At 46.9% G+C, this 18,069-nt stretch carries 15 protein-coding genes and 4 pseudogenes; 14 read left to right on the top strand and 5 right to left on the bottom strand.

Annotation, left to right across the window (positions count from 1 at the left end; all coding sequences use genetic code 11):
- The first annotated feature begins 149 nt into the window (after positions 1-149).
- Positions 150-1,373: a radical SAM family heme chaperone HemW gene (hemW, locus tag ACLGGO_RS27065; RefSeq protein WP_446421609.1), complete on the top strand. Its 1,224-nt coding sequence runs from the start codon at positions 150-152 to the stop codon at positions 1,371-1,373.
- 54 nt (positions 1,374-1,427) lie between these two features.
- Here hemW and ACLGGO_RS27060 read toward each other — a convergent pair.
- A pseudogene (locus ACLGGO_RS27060) lies at positions 1,428-1,613 on the bottom strand (transposase); the annotation flags it as partial.
- 92 nt (positions 1,614-1,705) lie between these two features.
- Between ACLGGO_RS27060 and ACLGGO_RS27055 the strand changes: the two are divergent.
- From ACLGGO_RS27055 to ACLGGO_RS27030, 6 genes and pseudogenes are all read left to right on the top strand, one after another.
- Positions 1,706-2,197: pseudogene (locus ACLGGO_RS27055) on the top strand (IS200/IS605 family accessory protein TnpB-related protein); the annotation flags it as partial.
- A gap of 135 nt (positions 2,198-2,332) precedes the next feature.
- Entirely contained in the window at positions 2,333-2,617 is a 285-nt protein-coding gene (locus ACLGGO_RS27050) for a hypothetical protein (protein WP_446421608.1), read from the top strand.
- A 161-nt stretch (positions 2,618-2,778) separates the two neighbouring features.
- The gene (locus ACLGGO_RS27045) at positions 2,779-3,174 is read left to right on the top strand and encodes a hypothetical protein (protein WP_446338310.1); all 396 of its coding nucleotides are present in this window, start codon (positions 2,779-2,781) and stop codon (positions 3,172-3,174) included.
- Between the two features lie 103 nt (positions 3,175-3,277).
- Entirely contained in the window at positions 3,278-4,234 is a 957-nt protein-coding gene (locus ACLGGO_RS27040) for a fused MFS/spermidine synthase (RefSeq protein ID WP_446338309.1), read from the top strand.
- A gap of 352 nt (positions 4,235-4,586) precedes the next feature.
- Positions 4,587-6,839 carry a CBS domain-containing protein gene (locus ACLGGO_RS27035; protein ID WP_446421607.1) on the top strand — a complete coding sequence of 751 codons (2,253 nt, stop codon included), beginning with the start codon at positions 4,587-4,589 and terminating at the stop codon, positions 6,837-6,839.
- Positions 6,840-6,975: 136 nt separating this feature from the next.
- Complete coding sequence (locus ACLGGO_RS27030; protein ID WP_446421606.1) at positions 6,976-8,178, top strand: HhoA/HhoB/HtrA family serine endopeptidase; 1,203 nt, start codon at positions 6,976-6,978, stop codon at positions 8,176-8,178.
- 111 nt (positions 8,179-8,289) lie between these two features.
- On the opposite strand, the gene ACLGGO_RS27025 is transcribed toward ACLGGO_RS27030, so the two are convergent.
- A complete protein-coding gene (locus ACLGGO_RS27025) occupies positions 8,290-8,847 on the bottom strand; it encodes a hypothetical protein (protein WP_446421605.1) in 558 nt (185 codons plus the stop codon).
- Positions 8,848-9,033: 186 nt separating this feature from the next.
- On the opposite strand from ACLGGO_RS27025, the gene ACLGGO_RS27020 reads away from it, so the two are divergent.
- Entirely contained in the window at positions 9,034-10,086 is a 1,053-nt protein-coding gene (locus tag ACLGGO_RS27020; RefSeq protein ID WP_446421604.1) for a choice-of-anchor L domain-containing protein, read from the top strand.
- Positions 10,087-10,212: 126 nt separating this feature from the next.
- On the opposite strand, the pseudogene ACLGGO_RS27015 reads toward ACLGGO_RS27020, so the two are convergent.
- Positions 10,213-10,488: pseudogene (locus tag ACLGGO_RS27015) on the bottom strand (RNA-guided endonuclease InsQ/TnpB family protein); the annotation flags it as partial.
- A 372-nt stretch (positions 10,489-10,860) separates the two neighbouring features.
- On the opposite strand from ACLGGO_RS27015, the gene atpD reads away from it, so the two are divergent.
- Both atpD and atpC read left to right on the top strand, forming a co-directional pair.
- Positions 10,861-12,309, top strand: coding sequence for a F0F1 ATP synthase subunit beta (atpD, locus tag ACLGGO_RS27010; RefSeq protein ID WP_446421603.1), 1,449 nt, complete (start codon positions 10,861-10,863; stop codon positions 12,307-12,309).
- Positions 12,310-12,471: 162 nt separating this feature from the next.
- Complete coding sequence (atpC, locus tag ACLGGO_RS27005; RefSeq protein ID WP_446421602.1) at positions 12,472-12,882, top strand: ATP synthase F1 subunit epsilon; 411 nt, start codon at positions 12,472-12,474, stop codon at positions 12,880-12,882.
- 162 nt (positions 12,883-13,044) lie between these two features.
- Here the strand turns inward: atpC and ACLGGO_RS27000 are convergent, their stop codons facing one another.
- Positions 13,045-13,344 (bottom strand): 30S ribosomal protein PSRP-3, encoded by a 300-nt coding sequence (locus ACLGGO_RS27000; protein WP_446338302.1) that lies wholly within the window; start codon positions 13,342-13,344, stop codon positions 13,045-13,047.
- 81 nt (positions 13,345-13,425) lie between these two features.
- Here ACLGGO_RS27000 and ACLGGO_RS26995 point away from each other — a divergent pair, with 81 nt between their 5' ends.
- From ACLGGO_RS26995 to ACLGGO_RS26985, 3 genes are all read left to right on the top strand, one after another.
- Positions 13,426-14,241 carry a TIGR01548 family HAD-type hydrolase gene (locus tag ACLGGO_RS26995; RefSeq protein WP_446421601.1) on the top strand — a complete coding sequence of 272 codons (816 nt, stop codon included), beginning with the start codon at positions 13,426-13,428 and terminating at the stop codon, positions 14,239-14,241.
- 254 nt (positions 14,242-14,495) lie between these two features.
- Positions 14,496-14,651, top strand: a complete 156-nt coding sequence (locus ACLGGO_RS26990; RefSeq protein ID WP_006103253.1) for a hypothetical protein — start codon at positions 14,496-14,498, stop codon at positions 14,649-14,651.
- Positions 14,652-14,907: 256 nt separating this feature from the next.
- Positions 14,908-16,101 carry a D-Ala-D-Ala carboxypeptidase family metallohydrolase gene (locus ACLGGO_RS26985; RefSeq protein ID WP_446338300.1) on the top strand — a complete coding sequence of 398 codons (1,194 nt, stop codon included), beginning with the start codon at positions 14,908-14,910 and terminating at the stop codon, positions 16,099-16,101.
- 122 nt (positions 16,102-16,223) lie between these two features.
- Here ACLGGO_RS26985 and ACLGGO_RS26980 read toward each other — a convergent pair.
- A pseudogene (locus ACLGGO_RS26980) lies at positions 16,224-16,484 on the bottom strand (DUF1802 family protein); the annotation flags it as partial.
- Between the two features lie 235 nt (positions 16,485-16,719).
- Between ACLGGO_RS26980 and ACLGGO_RS26975 the strand changes: the two are divergent.
- Positions 16,720-17,904: an RNA-guided endonuclease InsQ/TnpB family protein gene (locus tag ACLGGO_RS26975; RefSeq protein ID WP_446421600.1), complete on the top strand. Its 1,185-nt coding sequence runs from the start codon at positions 16,720-16,722 to the stop codon at positions 17,902-17,904.
- Positions 17,905-18,069 lie beyond the last annotated feature (165 nt).

Here is an 18,069-nt window from a genome sequence, read left to right as displayed (position 1 = left end):
GTCAGGGTTTAAGGTGTATTTACAGAACGTGATAGAGTTGGGTTGATTTCCATTGACCTACTGACTTGTTAATCAAACTTTAAGAATTGCTCCCCGAATTCCGGAAAAATGTGTTAAATTTTTTAAACAAATCTGAGAAAGTCATAGAGATGGGAATTCCTCGTTCTGCCTACATCCACATTCCCTTCTGCCGCCGTCGCTGCTACTACTGTGACTTTCCTGTATCCGTAGTCGGCGATAAAGCCACGGGTAGCACGTCCGGCACGATTGAGGAATATGTTGAGGTATTGACTCAGGAAATCCAAACAACACCAGCCTCGACTTGTTCTCTATCAACCATTTTCTTTGGCGGTGGCACCCCCTCTCTGTTATCGACTCAACAGTTAAGCCGCATTCTGGATACCTTAGCACAGCAGTTTGGCATAGCTACCGATGCGGAGATTTCCTTGGAAATGGACCCAGGCACATTCGACCTGTCCCAGATCAAAGGATACCGGGATGCTGGCGTGAATCGAGTTAGCTTAGGAGTTCAAGCCTTTCAAGATGAACTATTGGGCATTTGTGGGCGATCGCACCAGCTTAATCATATCTTTACCGCTGTCGAGTTGCTCCGCCAAGTAGAGGTTCCCGACTGGAGTTTAGATTTGATTTCTGGATTGCCCACTCAAACCTTAGAACAGTGGCAGGAATCCTTGAGATCCGCCATTCAGCTTACCCCTACCCATATCTCATGCTATGACCTGACTATAGAACCCGTCACCGCCTTTGGACGACAGTACAGCCCCGGCATTTCTCCCTTACCGACTGACGAGACAACCGCTCAAATGTACCGCCTTGCCCAGACGCTCCTCACTGATGCCGGGTATGAACATTATGAGATATCCAACTATGCTTTACCCACTCACCAATGCCGACATAATCGGGTGTATTGGGAAAACCATCCTTTTTATGGGTTTGGTATGGGGGCGGCGAGTTATGTCCAGGGGCGGCGGTTTACTCGCCCCCGCACTCGGCGAGAGTATTATACTTGGGTGCAACAGTTCATTGAAGCGAATGGGATCTGGGAAAGTCCAGAACTCTCGGACGTGGATATTTTGTTAGAAACTCTGATGCTAGGACTACGCTTGGCAGAAGGTGTGAGTCTATCTACACTGGTGCAGCAGTTTGGCGAGAAGACTCTCGAACAGATTGGGACAACTTTGCAGCCCTACTACCAGCAAGGTTGGGTAGAAGTTGTAGAACGAGATGGAAAAGCCTGGGATTGGCACAATGCCCAGAAACTACCGATGACTGGGCGGCTGAGATTAAGTGATCCAGACGGGTTTTTGTTTTCTAATCAGATTCTGGCTGATTTGTTTAGTCGCTGTACGTGAGTGAGGGTACAGAAATTTTTCGGCTCATCAAAACTCCTCCGCTGCGGGAAACCCCGCGACTTCAAGCGCTCTAATGTGCCAACCTTTTTCTGTGGCTAATTCGCTGAATATCTCAAATATTCTATCACGAATCTTGGATGGTAGCACTTTCTTGCGTCGCTTAGGTATCCAGACCAGGTGAACCACGCACAATCCGATAGCGTGGTTGTCGTGCCTGTACTCGTATGAATTTTTTCGCATTTATTTCCCGATTGACTGTTGTTACCATTGTCGATGAAAATAGAGACAGCAACAACCAAGCCAAATTATGGCTAAAAACAAAAAGCCTAGGGGCAAGGTTAATTATCAATCACTGCCTTAAATACGGCATAAGCACGATTGTTCTGGGGTGGAACGAAGGGTTTAAGGAAAACGCCAATATGGGTAGGTTGAACAACCAAAAATTTGTTCAAATGCCCTTGGGTAAGTTTAAAGACCGATTGCAGCAATTGTGTGAGATTTACGGCATTCGCTTAGAAGTAACAGAAGAAGCTTACACGAGTAAAGCCAGCTACCTAGATGGAGACTCCCTACCTAAGTTTGGTAAAAAACCAGACAGTTGGAAAGCATCAGGAAGACGAATAAAGCGCGGTTTGTATCGTAGTAGCGATGGTTCAATTGTAAATGCCGACTTGAATGGCAGTGCTAATATTTTAAGAAAAGTAGCCAGAAAGTTAGAAATAGATCTAAACCGACTGGGTAGACGGTGTTTGACGACCGTAGCGAGAGTGAGATTGTGGGCTTTGCCGCAGTCTACTCTGTCAGCAGAATCCCCGTGTCTTTAGACCGGGGAGTGTCAACCGAGGACAGTAAAGATGGGCTAGACATGCCTGCACCGTTATGGATGGTGCATCTGGGCGCGTTGCCACCCGCTTATGATGATGGGACGTTAAAAGCTATTCAAGATAGTGGGGGGGGGTGTGTCTACAGAACTCCCAGAGGTCTTGCAGCGACTGGCAACAAAGGCAGCATTAGCTCCATCGGTGGTGAGTGTTGTGGATGGCTATGCTTGGTCGATGGCAAAAACTCCCAGTGAAATCACGAGTTTTGATCGGAAGGTGGAAGACGGAAAAGAACAGCTCCCTCAGCCAAACAATCCTAATTCCGTCAGCGTGTCCGAACCTGGCATGGTCATGGGTCTGTTAGCGATCGCGCTGATCCTATTCCTCAAACGTCAGCAAGGATTGAATCAGAGGGCATCGTAAAGGTTCAACATCAATCACTTGATAGGTGGCGGCAAATTTCCTCTCTCCACCTAGAAATCCGGAGTCATTGGCGATATGGGCGTATCCAGTATATAGTTTTAGCGATCAGCTTACCTTTATGGGGATATACCAGGGAGCTGAGACCCAAATTCGTGACGCAGATGGATCAAGATGAAATTAAACGATTAGGGGCTTCCCTCAGACAGATCGATCCAGGGATATTAAGCCCAGCGAAAGAGGGAATTACCAAAGTTTGGTATCAAGGAGGCGAGCCTTATTTCGACGTAGTGGTTGAACTTCGCCACGACCAAATTGAGTGGTTTCAATTTACCTTGCGGGGTAAATCCATATCCTGGAGACCGAGGTTTTCGGGTTTACAAACGGGAAGTACTAACGAATTAGAAGCTGATGATCTGACGTTTCATCCAGCCAGTAAATTGATTGAGTATAACAACCAACGAGATCATAAGTTTATTGAATTAGCTCGCGCCATTTTACAAACTCGCGCTCATGAACCTCTATTTAACCAAATTCTCACCTTGTTCGATTCAGCTTAGATCATCGGCTACGATGTCAAACTGGGATGTTCCCGTTACCTGTTGTCTGTTGGCTATTTCTGCAATAATGACGATCGGTATAACCTAGGAAGGAGGGGGCTATATGGCTGGCAGTCATGTTGGTGCTGATTTGTGGATAAGTGAGTATATCACACCTTGGGATATGTATGTTCATGGGATTACCAAGGTTTTGGCTTACAAGAAAACCGCCTATCAGGAGATGTATATTGTTGAAACAGGAGCTTATGGCAAAGGCTTAGTTTTAGATGGCAAATGGCAGTCCTGTACGGGCGATGAGTTTATTTACCATGAAGCCTTGGTTCAGCCTGTGATGATCAATCACCCTAATCCACGCCATGTTCTCGTCTTGGGAGGGGGTGAAGGAGCAACGGTGCGCGAAATCCTGCGCTGGAAAACAGTTGAGCGGGTGATGATGGTGGATATTGATGGTGAGGTTGTGGATGCTTGCCGACAACACCTGCCGGAAATGCACCAAAATGCCTTTGATGATCCTCGGACTCAATTGGTGATTGGTGATGCTCTAGAGGTGTTAGACAACCTGGAGCAACAGTGGGATATTATCATATCCGATCTGTCTGATCCGATTGAAGAAGGACCATCCTATAAACTTTTTACCAAAGAGTTTTTTGAGAAAGTCCAGCGAGTTTTAACACCTGATGGGTTTTTAGTCCTACAAGCCGGACCCGTTGGACCTGTCTCCGTCAAAGCCCATGGTCGCCTAGTTCACACCCTAAACACCGTTTTTCCCAATGTACATTCCTATTGTTGCTACACCCCCACCTACGGTGAGCCGTGGGGATTTGTGATCGCCTCTCTCCAAGCCATTGATACTCAACCCCTACCTGCCACTGTTGACCAACGCCTGCAAGAAAACACAACCGGGGGCTTGCGCCTAATCGACGGCGTAGGGTTATTAGGAGTGTTACAAACCCCTGCCTATATCCGTCAGGCGATCGCTTCTGCCACTCAGGTATACACCTTAAATGAACCGCCGAAATTCTTTGGCAAGGGAACATTGGGTAAATCGTCTCAATCTTGATTGATCCAGTATCTGTTGAAAATCCCTGGTATTTATACCAGGGAGAGGTTAGTGTGAATGTAATGATTTATTACAACCTTAAAAAAAATAGGCAGCAACAGGTCAAGCCACAGCGTAAAATTGCCTGTAAAACCGAGTGATTGAAGTTCTACAGATTTCTAGGGTGCAACTCTCATATTTCTATAGTTCCCAATGTAAGCTCCTCCTTGGCAGGCGAATAGCTGCCATAGCTATAAAACAGCATATACCATAACCAAGCCAAATTGTCAAGCTCTGTCTAATCGTTAGTGTTCACTTCCCATCGCCGTAACTCTATCCAACTACGCCAATCATCACCCCAGAGACATTGCTCATGCAGCCGAGTGGTCTGCCTTTTCATTCCTTAGCGCTAGAACCAGCAATTGATGCTCATTTTTTGACCGTCGCACCAGATACCCCTCTGGGGGATGTCTTGGCGCTCATGAGTCGATTTCGCAGTTGCCGGTTACCCACCCAGGCGTTAGCAACTGACATTAGTCAAAGCCTAGGAAATCTCCCAAAAATTTCATGTTTATCTCAGGAAGAAGATACAGCTTTTGGTATCGCTGATACGGCGGCGGGTTGTGTATTGGTGATGGAGGGAGGGCGACTGGTGGGAATATTCACCGAGCGCGATATCGTTAAGTTAGCGGCTGCGGGTCTTCCCTTAAGCCGAGTCAATATTGCCCAAACCATGACTCAACCCGCGATTACGCTGCAACCGTCACCGTCTCACGATATCTTTACCGCATTGGGACTCTTACGCCAGCATCGGATTCGTCACCTGCCGATTGTCAATGAGCAAGGGCAACCTATGGGAATTGTGACTCATGAGAGTATTCGCAAAGCGCTGCAACCGGTGAATCTACTGACGCGATTACGCTGTGTACAAGATGTCATGACCACAGCGGTGATTCATGTACCCGTGACCACATCGGTGCTACAGTTAGCACAGCTAATGACAGAGCATCAGGTTAGTTGCGTGGTGATTACTCAACTCAGAGTTCCAGAAATTCAGTATCAGGAACAAGCCGCCCTCAGCCAAACCGGACGTTCTGTTCCTTTGACTCAAGTTTGTCCATGCCCAATGCTTCATTCTCAGTCCCTAATTCCTGTGGGAATTGTCACTGAACGCGATATTGTCCAGTTTCAGGCACTAGAACTGGATTTATCGCGCCTGAAGGCTCAAGAGGCGATGAGTACGCCGCTATTTTGTCTGTGTCCCTCGGATTCCTTGTGGCTAGCCCACGAAAAAATGCAGCAGCATCGGGTGCGACGGTTGGTGGTTCGCTCAAATCAGGGAGAATTAGTGGGAATCGTTTCCCAAACCAGCCTGCTGCAAGTACTTAACCCGGTGGAAATGTATGGAGTAATCGAACTACTGCAACAGGCGGTGGAGGAAAGAACCTCTGAATTAGCCCAGACGAATGAACGACTGCGCCATGAAATTGGGGAGCGCCAGCGAGCGGACTTAGCCCTGCAAAAGTCCCATGATCAATTGAAAATTCAAGTTGAACAGCGCACAGCACAGCTCACTCAAGCTAATGTCCAGCTTCAGCAGGATATTCTCGAACGCCAGCGGGTAGAAACAGCTCTGCGGCAAAGTGAAGCCCAATTAAAAAAACAAACCCGCGAACTCAAGCGGATGATCCAGCAACTGCATTCTTATCAAAGTCAGTTGATTCAGACTGAAAAAATGTCGTCTTTAGGACAACTGGTTGCTGGTGTGGCTCACGAAATTAATAATCCGATTAATTTTATTTACGGCAATATCGCTTACGCTTCTCAGTACGTTCAGGATGTGATGGGGCTGCTGGAACTCTATGAGCAGCACTATCCCCAGCCTGTACCCGAAATTCAAGAAACCACCCAAGACATTGACTTGGAGTTTGTCAAAACTGACCTGCCTAAACTAATAAACTCCATGAAACTAGGTGCCGATCGCATTCGCAACTTGGTGCTGTCGTTGCGGAATTTCTCCCGCTTGGATCAAGCCGAGATGAAATCGGTGGATTTGCACGAGGGACTGGATAATACGTTGTTGATTCTACAAAATCAGCTCAAAGCGACGCCCGGTCTGGTTGAAGTGCAATTGGTGAAGGAATACGGGGATTTACCCTTGGTGGAATGTTATCCGGGGCAACTCAACCAAGTCTTTATGAATCTGCTGAGTAATGCCATTGATGCCCTCGAAGAGTTGAGACGCTTAAATGCTCAAGCCCAGTTGTCTGATGGACAATCCTCTAGTCCTTATCCCACGATTGTGATTCAGACCGCCATTAAAGACGTGAAGCGTCCTAAATCCCAGGCAAAATCATTGTTGGTGAATAAATGGGTGGTGGTTCGGATTGCGGATAATGGAGCTGGGATGACTGAGATTGTGCGTCAACGTCTATTCGATCCGTTTTTCACCACTAAACCTGTAGGAAAAGGCACGGGTTTGGGGTTATCGATTAGCTATCAGATTGTCGTGGAAAAACATGGGGGATATCTTCAGTGTAATTCTGAACCGGGGCAAGGCAGTGAGTTTGTGATTGAAATTCCGCTGCGACAGCATCATCATTCATCGATGCTCTCTCCAGAGTAGAAGATTAGGAAGCAGGGGAAGCAGAGGCACTCTTAAAAGGAAGGTTGTACAATTAAAGGCAGCAACTCAGCGCAATTGGCGAGTTGCGATCGCGCTTGTCAACCCCTGCAAAAACTATCCCATAGTTTTCAAGACCATGAGTTTATCTTTAAAGCAGCTAACCGTTTATCTGACCTTGCTAGGCTTAGGCGGTGGAGCAGGGGTTTTGGGCAGTCGCTACCTTATGGCTCAGCCTCAAGGACTCAATCCTCCAGAAGCGATGCCTGCGGTATTGGAACCCTTATCCCCAACTCGACGCACCAATCGTTCGGCTCCTGCCAATCTCAATTTTATTGCCCAAGCCGTCGAGCAAGTAGGACCTGCGGTGGTGAGAATTGATGCGGCGCGTCAGGTCAGCCAAGACGTTCCCGAAGCCTTTAGAAATCCCTTCTTCCGCCGCTTTTTTGGCAATGAGATGCCTGTTCCTGAACCTCGCGTAGAACGAGGAACGGGATCGGGTTTTATTCTGGAGTCGGATGGGCGAATTATTACCAATGCTCATGTTATCGACGGGGCGGATATCGTCAAGGTTACGCTCAAGGATGGGCGGACGTTAGAGGGTCGGGTGTTGGGTGCAGACCCGGTAACCGATGTGGCGATTATTAAAATTGAGGCAGAGAATTTGCCAACCGTCCGCTTGGGTAAAGCCGAACAGTTGATTCCTGGCGAGTGGGCAATTGCGATCGGTAATCCTCTGGGTTTAGATAATACCGTAACCGTAGGCATTATTAGCGCTTTGGGGCGATCGAGTTCTCAGGTTGGTGTTCCCGAAAAACGAGTAAGCTTTATCCAAACTGATGCCGCAATTAATCCAGGGAATTCTGGAGGACCGCTATTAAATGCCAGTGGTGAAGTTATTGGCATTAATACTGCCATTCGCGCCAATGCTCAAGGATTGGGCTTTGCCATTCCCATTGAAACCGCTCAACGCATTGCTGAACAGCTTTTTGAAAAAGGTCGGGTTGACCATCCTTATCTGGGAATTCAGATGGTAACATTAACCCCCGAGTTACGCAAAGAAATTAATCAGGATCAAGATGCTGGTTTAAAGGTGACTCAAGATCAAGGCGTCTTAATCGTCCGCGTCGTTCCCAATTCCCCAGCTCAACAAGCGGGTCTTGAACCGGGCGATATTATTCAAAAAGTTGGTGGAAAACCGATTAAAACGGCTTCGGATGTACAAGAGGAAGTAGAAGCGAGTGAGGTGGGGGCGAATCTCGATATTGAAGTGAATCGTCAGGGGAAAACGAAAATGATTGTCGTTAAACCTGGATCGTTTCCGGTGAATGAGTTACAATAGAAAACTCCTTCAATCTTATTGGAGACGCCTAAGGCAGCGTCAGCCATTCTATTACCAATCAACTCTGGCGTTGATTGGCTATAATTGTACCGATTATCAATACGAAAACGGCTAATCCTGCACGAGTTGCACCACAAACTCAGCCGCCGTCATATAACGTCGCCATTCTCCCCCATTTCTAACTCGCTGCACCCTCCACCCTGGACAATTATCCGGCTTTTCCCATAACTTTAGATGCTCTACGGCGGGGGCAGCATAGAAACGACTCCCGCCACTCCCCAATAAGGCGGAACTCCAGTGGGTAAAATAATCGTGACTCAGCCGATAAATGGGAAAGGTTCCATAGAGTGGCACACCCCACCCATCCAACGCTACCAAAGCTTTCACGGTTCCCCCAAGCATCTGCCATCCCCATGCTGCACCAATCGCCCCCACCACTCCGGCACTAAAACTGATAAAAGTAAGGGAGGTGTTCCCTGGGCTAATATGACGCTGCAAATAGTTCAAAATATGAATAGCTGAATAAGCCGGATACTCTTGGCTCTTAAATATTAATAATTGCTGAACACGCCATGCATTTCCAGAGTCATAGCGTTGCAACCCCGCTAAAAACTCTTGTGTCAACTGTGGATTGTGAATACCGGGACAAATGATAACGGCTTTTTGCATCAGAAGGGAACGGGAATCAATCAATTACTTGTATTACAGAGTAAAATAGAGAATACAAGAAAATTATTTTAAACCCTATCTTTAACAAAAGTTTACATTAATGTGTTATTTCTGTGAAGACAAGCCGAAGAGCTTGAAATCCGTGAGAACACTATGCGACTATTTTCCTTTAAGGAGGGAAAAACAATGGGGCTTCTACCAATCAAGACAACAACGATCACTATTGCAACAACGGCTATTCTGAGCTTAGGTGGACTGCCAGCGATGGCATTTACAATCACACCCAATAGCAATGCCCAAGATTTACTTAATGCTTTGCTAGGGGATACGGCTGGACTGAGTAACTTTGGTTTAACAGTTTACGATGATCTGCAAAGAGTTAATGATGATGCCTTTGGCATTTTCAACAACGATCCCTTTGGTCTGGGTGAGGGCATCGTTTTGAGTACGGGCAAAGTCGCAGACTTACCTGGACTAAACGAGGAAGATGGAGGAGTAGATTTTCACGGGGGAGATCTCAGCGACTTGAGTACAGATTTTGAGCCACAAAGCCCTCCCCCTGTAGATCCGGCGGCAGGTTCCTCCCCTGAAGATAGGGCAATAGGGATGCAAGGGGATAACATGACTTTGGAACTCAGCTTTGATGCTGACGATAGCGTAGAAAAGTTATTTTTTCAATATGTTTTTGGTTCAGAAGAATTTGTCGAATTTGGCGGGACTGATTTTAACGATTCGTTTACAATGTGGTTGAATGGACAGTCCTTGGCTCTGTTAAGCGATGGTCAAGCCGTTACGATCAACAATTTAGTGCCTGACCCCAACGACGAGACCTCGTATCACCCTGACTTTATTTATAATCCTGTAGGGTCTGGTATCAATACGAAGCTGGATGGGTTTACCAAAAATTTGACCTTTGAGGGTCAGCTCATAAAAAATAGCCGAAATACGATCAAGATTAATGTAGCTGATTGGGGTGATGGCATATTAGACTCGGCTGTCTTCATCAAAGGCAAGTCTCTGGGGACAAAACCGCCACAAATAAAACCTCAACCCACTCAAGAGCCGCCTAATGAACCCCAATTTCCCTCAGAAGATCCTGGACCTTTATTTCCCCCGGATGAGCCGGAACCCAAGAGTGTGCCAGAACCATCGGGGGTACTCGGATTGCTGGGAGTGGCAACCGTAGGCGTTCTGACACGGCTTAGACGCAAACAGCAAGCTCAATCCCAGGAATACTGAATGGGAGCAGCTAATCCGTTACATAAGACTTACCCAAAGCTACCCACAAATGGACATCCTTGGAACTTACTTCCTGCTTCATCCTGGTGGTGTCGGCACTCAACCAGTCCACAAGCTCTCCCCCACCTAACTGGCGGCTATCTCCAAATTAATGGAGGCGTTGAAATCCCGCTCAATTTCCAACCCGCAGTTGTCGCACCGAAAAACCCGCTCAGATAAGGGCATTGAGTCTTTTTCGGTGTGGCATCTTGAGCAGGTTTTGGTTGAGGGATACCATCGATCAACCACAATTAAGGTTGACCCATACAACTGGCACTTGTACTCCAACTGCCGTTTAAACTCATGGAAGCCCATGTCCTGAATAGCTTTTGCCAGTTTGTGATTAGCCATCATGCCAGACATCTTAAAACTTACCCAAAAAGTCCAAACATGAGTAGCTTTGGGTAAGTATTTGATTACAGTTGCATACCCTAAATGGCTATTGGGTTTGCGATCGCCTATAAGTGGTAATCTAGAGAACGGTATTGTTAAGCGCTTAAGCTCTAGAGAACGGCACGGGAATTTCCATTCCAATGGAAGCCCGGGTTAACTACCTTGCCCATGGCTAAAACCGTGATGAGAATGCCCCGAATGCCTGAGTGCGTTTGGCTTAACCGGAATTTATACCCGTGGCTAACGTTGAGGCGGAAACTCGCAAGAGCCAGCTTTGATTGAATAGCTCACGACCGATCAACTTTCTTTGTAAAGAAACATCAATCACTTATAGACGCAAGCATGGTAGCCACCACAGAAAAGACAAACACCGGCGTTATTACTCAAATCATCGGACCTGTTGTCGATGTTGAGTTTCCTGGGGGCAAAATGCCCCGGATTTACAATGCTTTGAAAATTGAAGGTAAGAATGCAGCAGGACAGGATGTTGCGGTAACCTGTGAAGTGCAGCAGTTACTCGGTGATAACAAAGTCAGAGCCGTTGCCATGAGTGGTACGGACGGCTTAGTTCGAGGGATGGAAGCAGTAGACACGGGTGCCGCCATTTGTGTTCCCGTCGGCGGTGCTACCCTGGGACGAATTTTCAATGTGTTAGGTGAGCCTGTCGATGAATTAGGTCCGGTCAATACCGAAGAGCGATCGCCAATTCACCGTTCGGCTCCTAAATTCACCGACCTGGAAACCAAACCGTCGATTTTTGAAACGGGGATTAAGGTTGTAGACTTGCTGGCGCCCTACCGTCGCGGAGGTAAAGTTGGGTTGTTTGGTGGAGCGGGTGTTGGTAAAACCGTTATCATTCAAGAACTGATTAACAATATTGCCAAAGCTCACGGGGGTGTATCCGTATTTGGTGGTGTTGGCGAACGCACCCGCGAAGGAAATGACCTTTACAACGAATTTAAAGAGTCAAAGGTTATCAACGAAGAAGACCTCAGCCAATCTAAAGTGGCGCTGGTTTACGGTCAGATGAACGAACCCCCCGGTGCCCGGATGCGTGTTGGTCTGGCGGCGCTGACGATGGCGGAACATTTCCGTGATGTCAACAAGCAAGATGTGCTACTGTTCATCGACAACATCTTCCGGTTTGTGCAAGCGGGTTCAGAAGTATCTGCACTCCTCGGTCGGATGCCTTCGGCTGTGGGATATCAGCCCACATTGGCTACAGAAATGGGGGCACTGCAAGAGCGGATTACTTCAACCAAAGAAGGATCAATTACCTCGATTCAAGCCGTCTATGTCCCAGCCGACGACTTAACCGACCCAGCACCAGCAACCACCTTCGCTCACCTAGATGCGACGACGGTATTATCTCGTGCTTTAGCCTCAAAGGGAATCTACCCAGCCGTAGACCCCCTGGATTCAAGTTCGACAATGCTCCAACCCAATATCGTGGGTGAAGAACATTACAAAACGGCGCGTGCTGTGCAGTCAACCCTACAGCGCTACAAGGAACTCCAGGATATTATTGCGATTCTGGGCTTAGATGAATTGTCAGAAGATGACCGTCAGACGGTTGCTCGGGCTCGGAAGATTGAGCGCTTCTTATCTCAACCCTTCTTTGTGGCGGAAGTATTTACCGGTTTGGCCGGTCAGTACGTTTCTCTTGAAAAAACGATTAAGGGATTCCAAATGATTCTGAATGGAGAATTGGATGACCTGCCCGAACAGGCATTCTACCTGGTCGGTGATATTGATCAAGTGATCGCTAAAGCTGAGAAGATGAAAGGTTAATCTCTTCTTTCGTTTTGAGTCATTAGTCATGTTTGCTCCTCCAAGCTGCTGACTAATGACTAATGACCGGAAATTTGGGTTCAGGCTCCCTGTCCTTCAAGGACGGATGTCAAGTAGCTTGATTAACGCAGCGCGAGTATGACAAAGGACGACTAACAGATTATGAGCTTAACGGTTCGAGTTATTGCTCCGGACAAAACTGTCTGGGATTCTGAGGCTGAAGAAGTAATTTTGCCCAGCACGACGGGTCAACTGGGTATCTTGATGGGTCACGCCCCGCTGTTATCTGCACTGGACATTGGGGTGATGCGAGTTCGTCCCGCCAAAGACTGGATACCCATCGCACTTATGGGTGGATTTGCCGAAGTTGAAAATAATGAAGTAACTATTCTCGTCAATGGGGCGGAACGGGGAGAGACGATTGATAAGGAAGCAGCACGGGAAGCTTTCTCTCAAGCCCAAGAGCGTCTTGAGCAAGTCCAAAACAGCGAGAATCGGCAAGAGAAAATTCAAGCCACGCAAGCTTTAAAGAGGGCAAGAGCTCGCTTTCAAGCGGCGGGTGGTATGGTTTGATGCTAAGCGAGCATGACCTGTGAAAAACAAAGGAGCTATCCAGACATTAACTGGCTGGATAGCTCCCTTGCATAATCATTTCAGTCAGATGAGGCATCAGTGAGGAAAACTAGAGACTATGCATGGAACGTCTCTACTAACCCCTACGGCTGAACCGACGCTCTAGGCGCTACCTGTAAAGGTGATTTCGGGGAATTTTGCCTGAGCTTCATTCATGGGACGATTTTTACCTTCTTCTTGCCAGTAGTTAATTACTTCAGTGGCTGTGTTGAGCAACTCAATGCGATCTGCTTCGCTAATCCAATGTTTAGCTTCCAGTTCGTTTTTGATTTGTTCCCAAGCATCGTTACGGGGCCAGAAAAAGTAGGATGTCAGTGGGCTAGTTCCTTTACCCACGACTTGATCGACGGCGAGTGCTACATTCTCTTCTAACCAGAGAACTTTTAAGATAAATTTAGACAAACAAACCTCCAAGAATAGATCAAGAATAGATCAAGAATAGATCAAGTATCTTATAATTAATGTACGATCAATAATTTCACATTGACAAATTTAGAATCAAGGATAAAATCAGGGTCGGGACGAGCGATTGTGGTTTTCGATATCGATGGTGTCGTTCGGGATGTGAGTGGCTCTTACCGGAGAGCGATCGCAGATACAGTTGAGCATTTTACCGCCGGAGTGTATAGCCCGTCTTCAGCCGAGATTGATCACCTCAAATCCGAAGGGTTATGGAACAACGATTGGGATGCCTCACGAGAACTCATCTATCGCCACTTTGAGCAGCGAGGTCAGGCGCGATCGCAGGTTGCCCTAGATTATGATAGCCTGATTGCCTTTTTTAATGCTCGCTACCGAGGCAGTGATCCAAATCATTGGACAGGATACATCTGTCATGAACCATTACTCCTCCAACCCAACTATCTTGAACATCTAACCTCAGCCGGTATTTTATGGGGCTTTTTCAGTGGGGCGACGCGAAATGAAGCACTTTATGCTCTTTCAAAACGTCTCGGTTTGCCAGCCCCCGTACTCGTGGCGATGGAAGATGCACCTGGTAAACCTGATCCGACAGGACTATTGGCGGTAATTAACCAGCTTCAGCAGCAGCACCGGATTGAGCAACCATTACCCACCATTTATGTAGGAGATACCGTGGCTGATATGTACACGGTTAAGGCAGCTAAAACTCTTCATCCAGAAAGAACCTGGGTTGGTGTTGGTGTTCTCCCGCCACACGTTCAGGAAACAACCGAACGCCTTTGTGCATACCAGCAAACTTTACAAAAAGCAGGTGCGGCTCAAGTTTTTAGCAATGTTGAGCAGATTACCCCTGAACAAATTCAGCAATTGCTTTAACCGCTAAGAACTCAAGGATACTGTTGGTCAATTAACTCCCTCCCGTCCCCCTTTAGATCCCCCTCCCGTCCCCCTTCTTAAGGGGGAAGCCATAGGATGCTTCGCTTTTTTTGCACGGGGGAGATCAGAGGATGCGGGAGCCTCGGAGCTTTTTTATCCTCGTTTTATAGAAAATAGCAAGCTATATTAGTATTGCTACATTAGTCTTAGCGATTTAAATGCCCAAAATAGCATTGTGAATCCATATAAAAGCAATGAATTTAGACTATGATACTGCCGTGATCATGCTAGCCATCACGTTCCCTTTAGTGATGACTTGGTTGTTAGTGAGTGGCGAGTTAGAACTTTGGGCTTATTTAGGGATATATGGTATCTGTTTGTGGGGACTAGGAGCTTTAAAAAAAGAGTAGTGATAGTGTTATCGTTTTTAATCCTGCAACGAATCCACCCCTCCAGGCTATCGCCGTTCCCCCTGAGCAAGGGGAGACTACAGTTCGGTAGAATAGGGCGCAACATCATAGCGAATTGGTATAAATTTATCACTCCTTAAAAACGCTGAAACTCTGATAAAAAGAGACGTTTAACCCCCGAAGCCGTACCAAACTCGATTCGAGCAGAGTAAAATATTAGCTAGAGTAAATTGTGCCAAAAGGGCTAAACACAACTATGGACTTTCGCCTCAAGACACTCTTGCCTAACTACGAAAAAGCCTTCCTGACCTGTAACTTACAAAAAGAAAAAGAATCCGAAGTTCAGCAAATTGTCGAGCGAATGAAGGATTTGCGACAACACTACGAAACCGTTGAACAAGCGACAGGTATTCCGTGGTGGTTTGCGGCGGTTATCCACTACAGCGAGTGGAATCTCCGCGAACCGGACTTATTTGTGAAGAAAGTGACAGAACTATTACTGGCTAAGGAATTCCACAAAGCCCGAACGCGCACCCTTGGAGCCTATCTGTGGGGGTTTGACTTGTGGAATGGATTCAGACATGGAGCCGGAGATGAATCCGAGTGGGTTTGGGGGGGTACCACTGTTCTGAAGCATCCCTCCACCAGCATTGGCGCTGCGGCTATTATTTACTATCTCCAGTCCCAAAAAATCATTGATATCCCTAAACCGGGAACCGGCATTAAAATCAAGATCTTATCCGATACAGTATTTAAAGCGCGACCCGATCAATCATTTCGGCTCAAACCCGAAGAGAAAATCACCGTAAAAGGGGGTACTCGCCTGGAAATTATCGAGGATGAACCCTCTGATGGAGGACACGTCAAAGTCCTTTTACCGGATGGGGTTTTGTTAGGACAGAATAATCAAACGGATTGGTACGTTTTCAAAGAACATATTGAAATTCAAGGAACTGAACCGAATAACCGCCCCAGCGATAAAGCAGAAGCACCAGAAACTACAATTGCTTCACCCAATAAAGGACGTCCCATCACCGTACCAAAATTAGGAACAGTCTATCTGGGGAATCCAGTTCTTGAAGGTGGACATTTTAGTTGGGCGGAAGCAACCATGAATGGTTCAAGGATTCCTGTTAATAATGAGGTGGTTGAGGGGATTTTGAGAGTGGCTCATGTGATGGAAGAAGTCAGAGAATATTTGGGCGCTCGTCCGATTAGCATCAATTCCTGGTATCGTGACCCTGTCTCAAATCGTAAAGCAGGAGGGGCAACAAAATCTAGGCATTTAGTTGGTGATGCGGTGGATTTTGTGGTTCAAGGGATCTCCCCACCCCAAGTCAATCAGCGCCTAGAATCCTGGTGGGGAAATCGGGGTGGACTCGCCAGTGCAAGCTGTTTTACTCATATTGATGTAAGAGGGTATCGCGCTCGGTGGAGCTACGGATTTTGAGCCAATTTTGTCACTTGTTGATGGTTCAGTGTTGATTGAAGTTGACTGAAAGAACTCAACCCAAGCTGTCTGGGCTTGGGTTGGTTCACTTATCAATGAATAATTAATAATTGATAATTGACAGCCCAACTGCTAATCTGTACTGTTTGCGGATGCCAACCCGAGGCGACAGGTGTTACCTGAGAGGTATAGTCTGGTTTGAGTAAATGAGGCTGTTGATGTTCGTAGGTAGGATAAAGTAAAACCGGATTGTAAGTGACTTGGAAGCGATTTTTTTCTTCCCGAATGCCGCCTTTACGAAGTAACATAATAGTCTTGCCCTGTTCTAAGGCATTAACGGCAACAGCCCATTCTTTGAGTGTGTTTGTGGTTGTCAATGGCATCGTCAACGATTAAAACTAATTTTTTACCGGAAATAAAGGGTTTAAAGCCTCGCCCTTCTAGGGCGACTCGTTGCTTGCGATCTTTAGTTTTCGGATTAGTTCCCTCAATACGTCGTTTTGCGTCCTTTCAGTTTGGACGCAATATTGTTTGAGCCGTTTGAACTCAGCATCAGAACATCTAATCAATACCTGTTTCATCTGGGCAGCAGCATTATCAATATGATATCATATTAGCATGAAGTCTAGGTATCAGTTCCGAATTTATCCCACTCCCAGTCAGCGTCAGTCATTGGCGCGGCTGTTTGGCTGTGTACGGGTAGTCTGGAATGATTCCTTGGCTTTGTGCAAGCAGTCAGAGAAGTTACCAAAAAATAGTGAACTGCAGAAGGTTTGTATCACCCAAGCTAAGAAATTTGAAGAACGGGAATGGTTAGGCGAAGTATCAGCTATTCCTCTCCAGCAATCGGTTGCAGACTTAGGGGTAGCGTTTAAGAACTTCTTCTCGTCCCGAGCTGGTAAGCGCAAAGGACCCAAGGTTAATCCCCCACGGTTTAAGCGAAAAACCAACCGCCAAACTGCCAGGTTTACCAGAGGTGGATTCAAAGTCAAAGCAGCTAAGGTTTACCTAGCAAAGATTGGGGAAGTTAAGACCAAATGGTCACGTCCTTTGCCATCCGAACCGAGTTCAGTCACGGTGATTAAGGATTGCGCGGGTCGGTACTTCCTCAGCTTTGTGGTTGAGGTGGAACCGGAGATTAAACCCGCTCCTAACCCATCCATCGGGATAGACTTAGGACTAAAAACCTTTGCCTGCTGTAGCAATGGAGAGAAAGTAGATAGTCCAGACTATTCACGGTTTTACCGCAAGCTGAAGCGTGAAGGGCGACGGTTAGCCAAACGGCAAAAAGGGAGTAAACGACGTGAACGGATGCGGGTTAAGGTAGCCAAGCTTAATACCCAGATACGGGATAAACGCAAGGACTTCCTACATAAGTTATCCACCCAAGTAATCAACGAAAACCAAGTGATTGCTTTGGAGGATTTAAACGTTTCCGGGATGTTGAAAAACCGCAAACTGGCACGGGCAATCAGTCAGGCTGGGTGGCGTGAGTTCCGATTATTGTGTGAGGCTAAAGCCGATAAGCACAACCGGGATTTTCGGGTGATTAGCCGATGGGAACCCACCAGTCAGGTATGCTCTGAATGCGGTTATCGCTGGGGGAAACTGAACTTATCAGTCAGGACAATTGTCTGTGTCAACTGTGGAAAAGAACACGACAGGGATGATAATGCATCCACAAATATAGAAAGAGTCGGGGTAGGGCATATCCACGACTATAAACGGACAGGGAGCGCGTGTAAGACCTCGGATGAGGCAGTGTGTGATGAGCTGTCAACCCACCGAGAGTACATTCAGTAGGGGTTTGGTAACCAAACCAATGGCGTTTGACTGGTAGGGAATCACCGTCCTTATAGGGCGGTGAGGATGTCAAATAGATTGTCTGATCATGAACTACCCAGACCTACTTCGTTGAGGTCTGGGTTTCTACAACCAGACCAGTAGGGCTGTGTTTCCGACGCTTCG

Origin of the sequence: Coleofasciculus sp., assembly GCF_046565525.1 — a bacterium.
Lineage (GTDB): Bacteria > Cyanobacteriota > Cyanobacteriia > Cyanobacteriales > Coleofasciculaceae > Coleofasciculus.
This window is presented reverse-complemented; position numbering and strand designations above follow the sequence as displayed.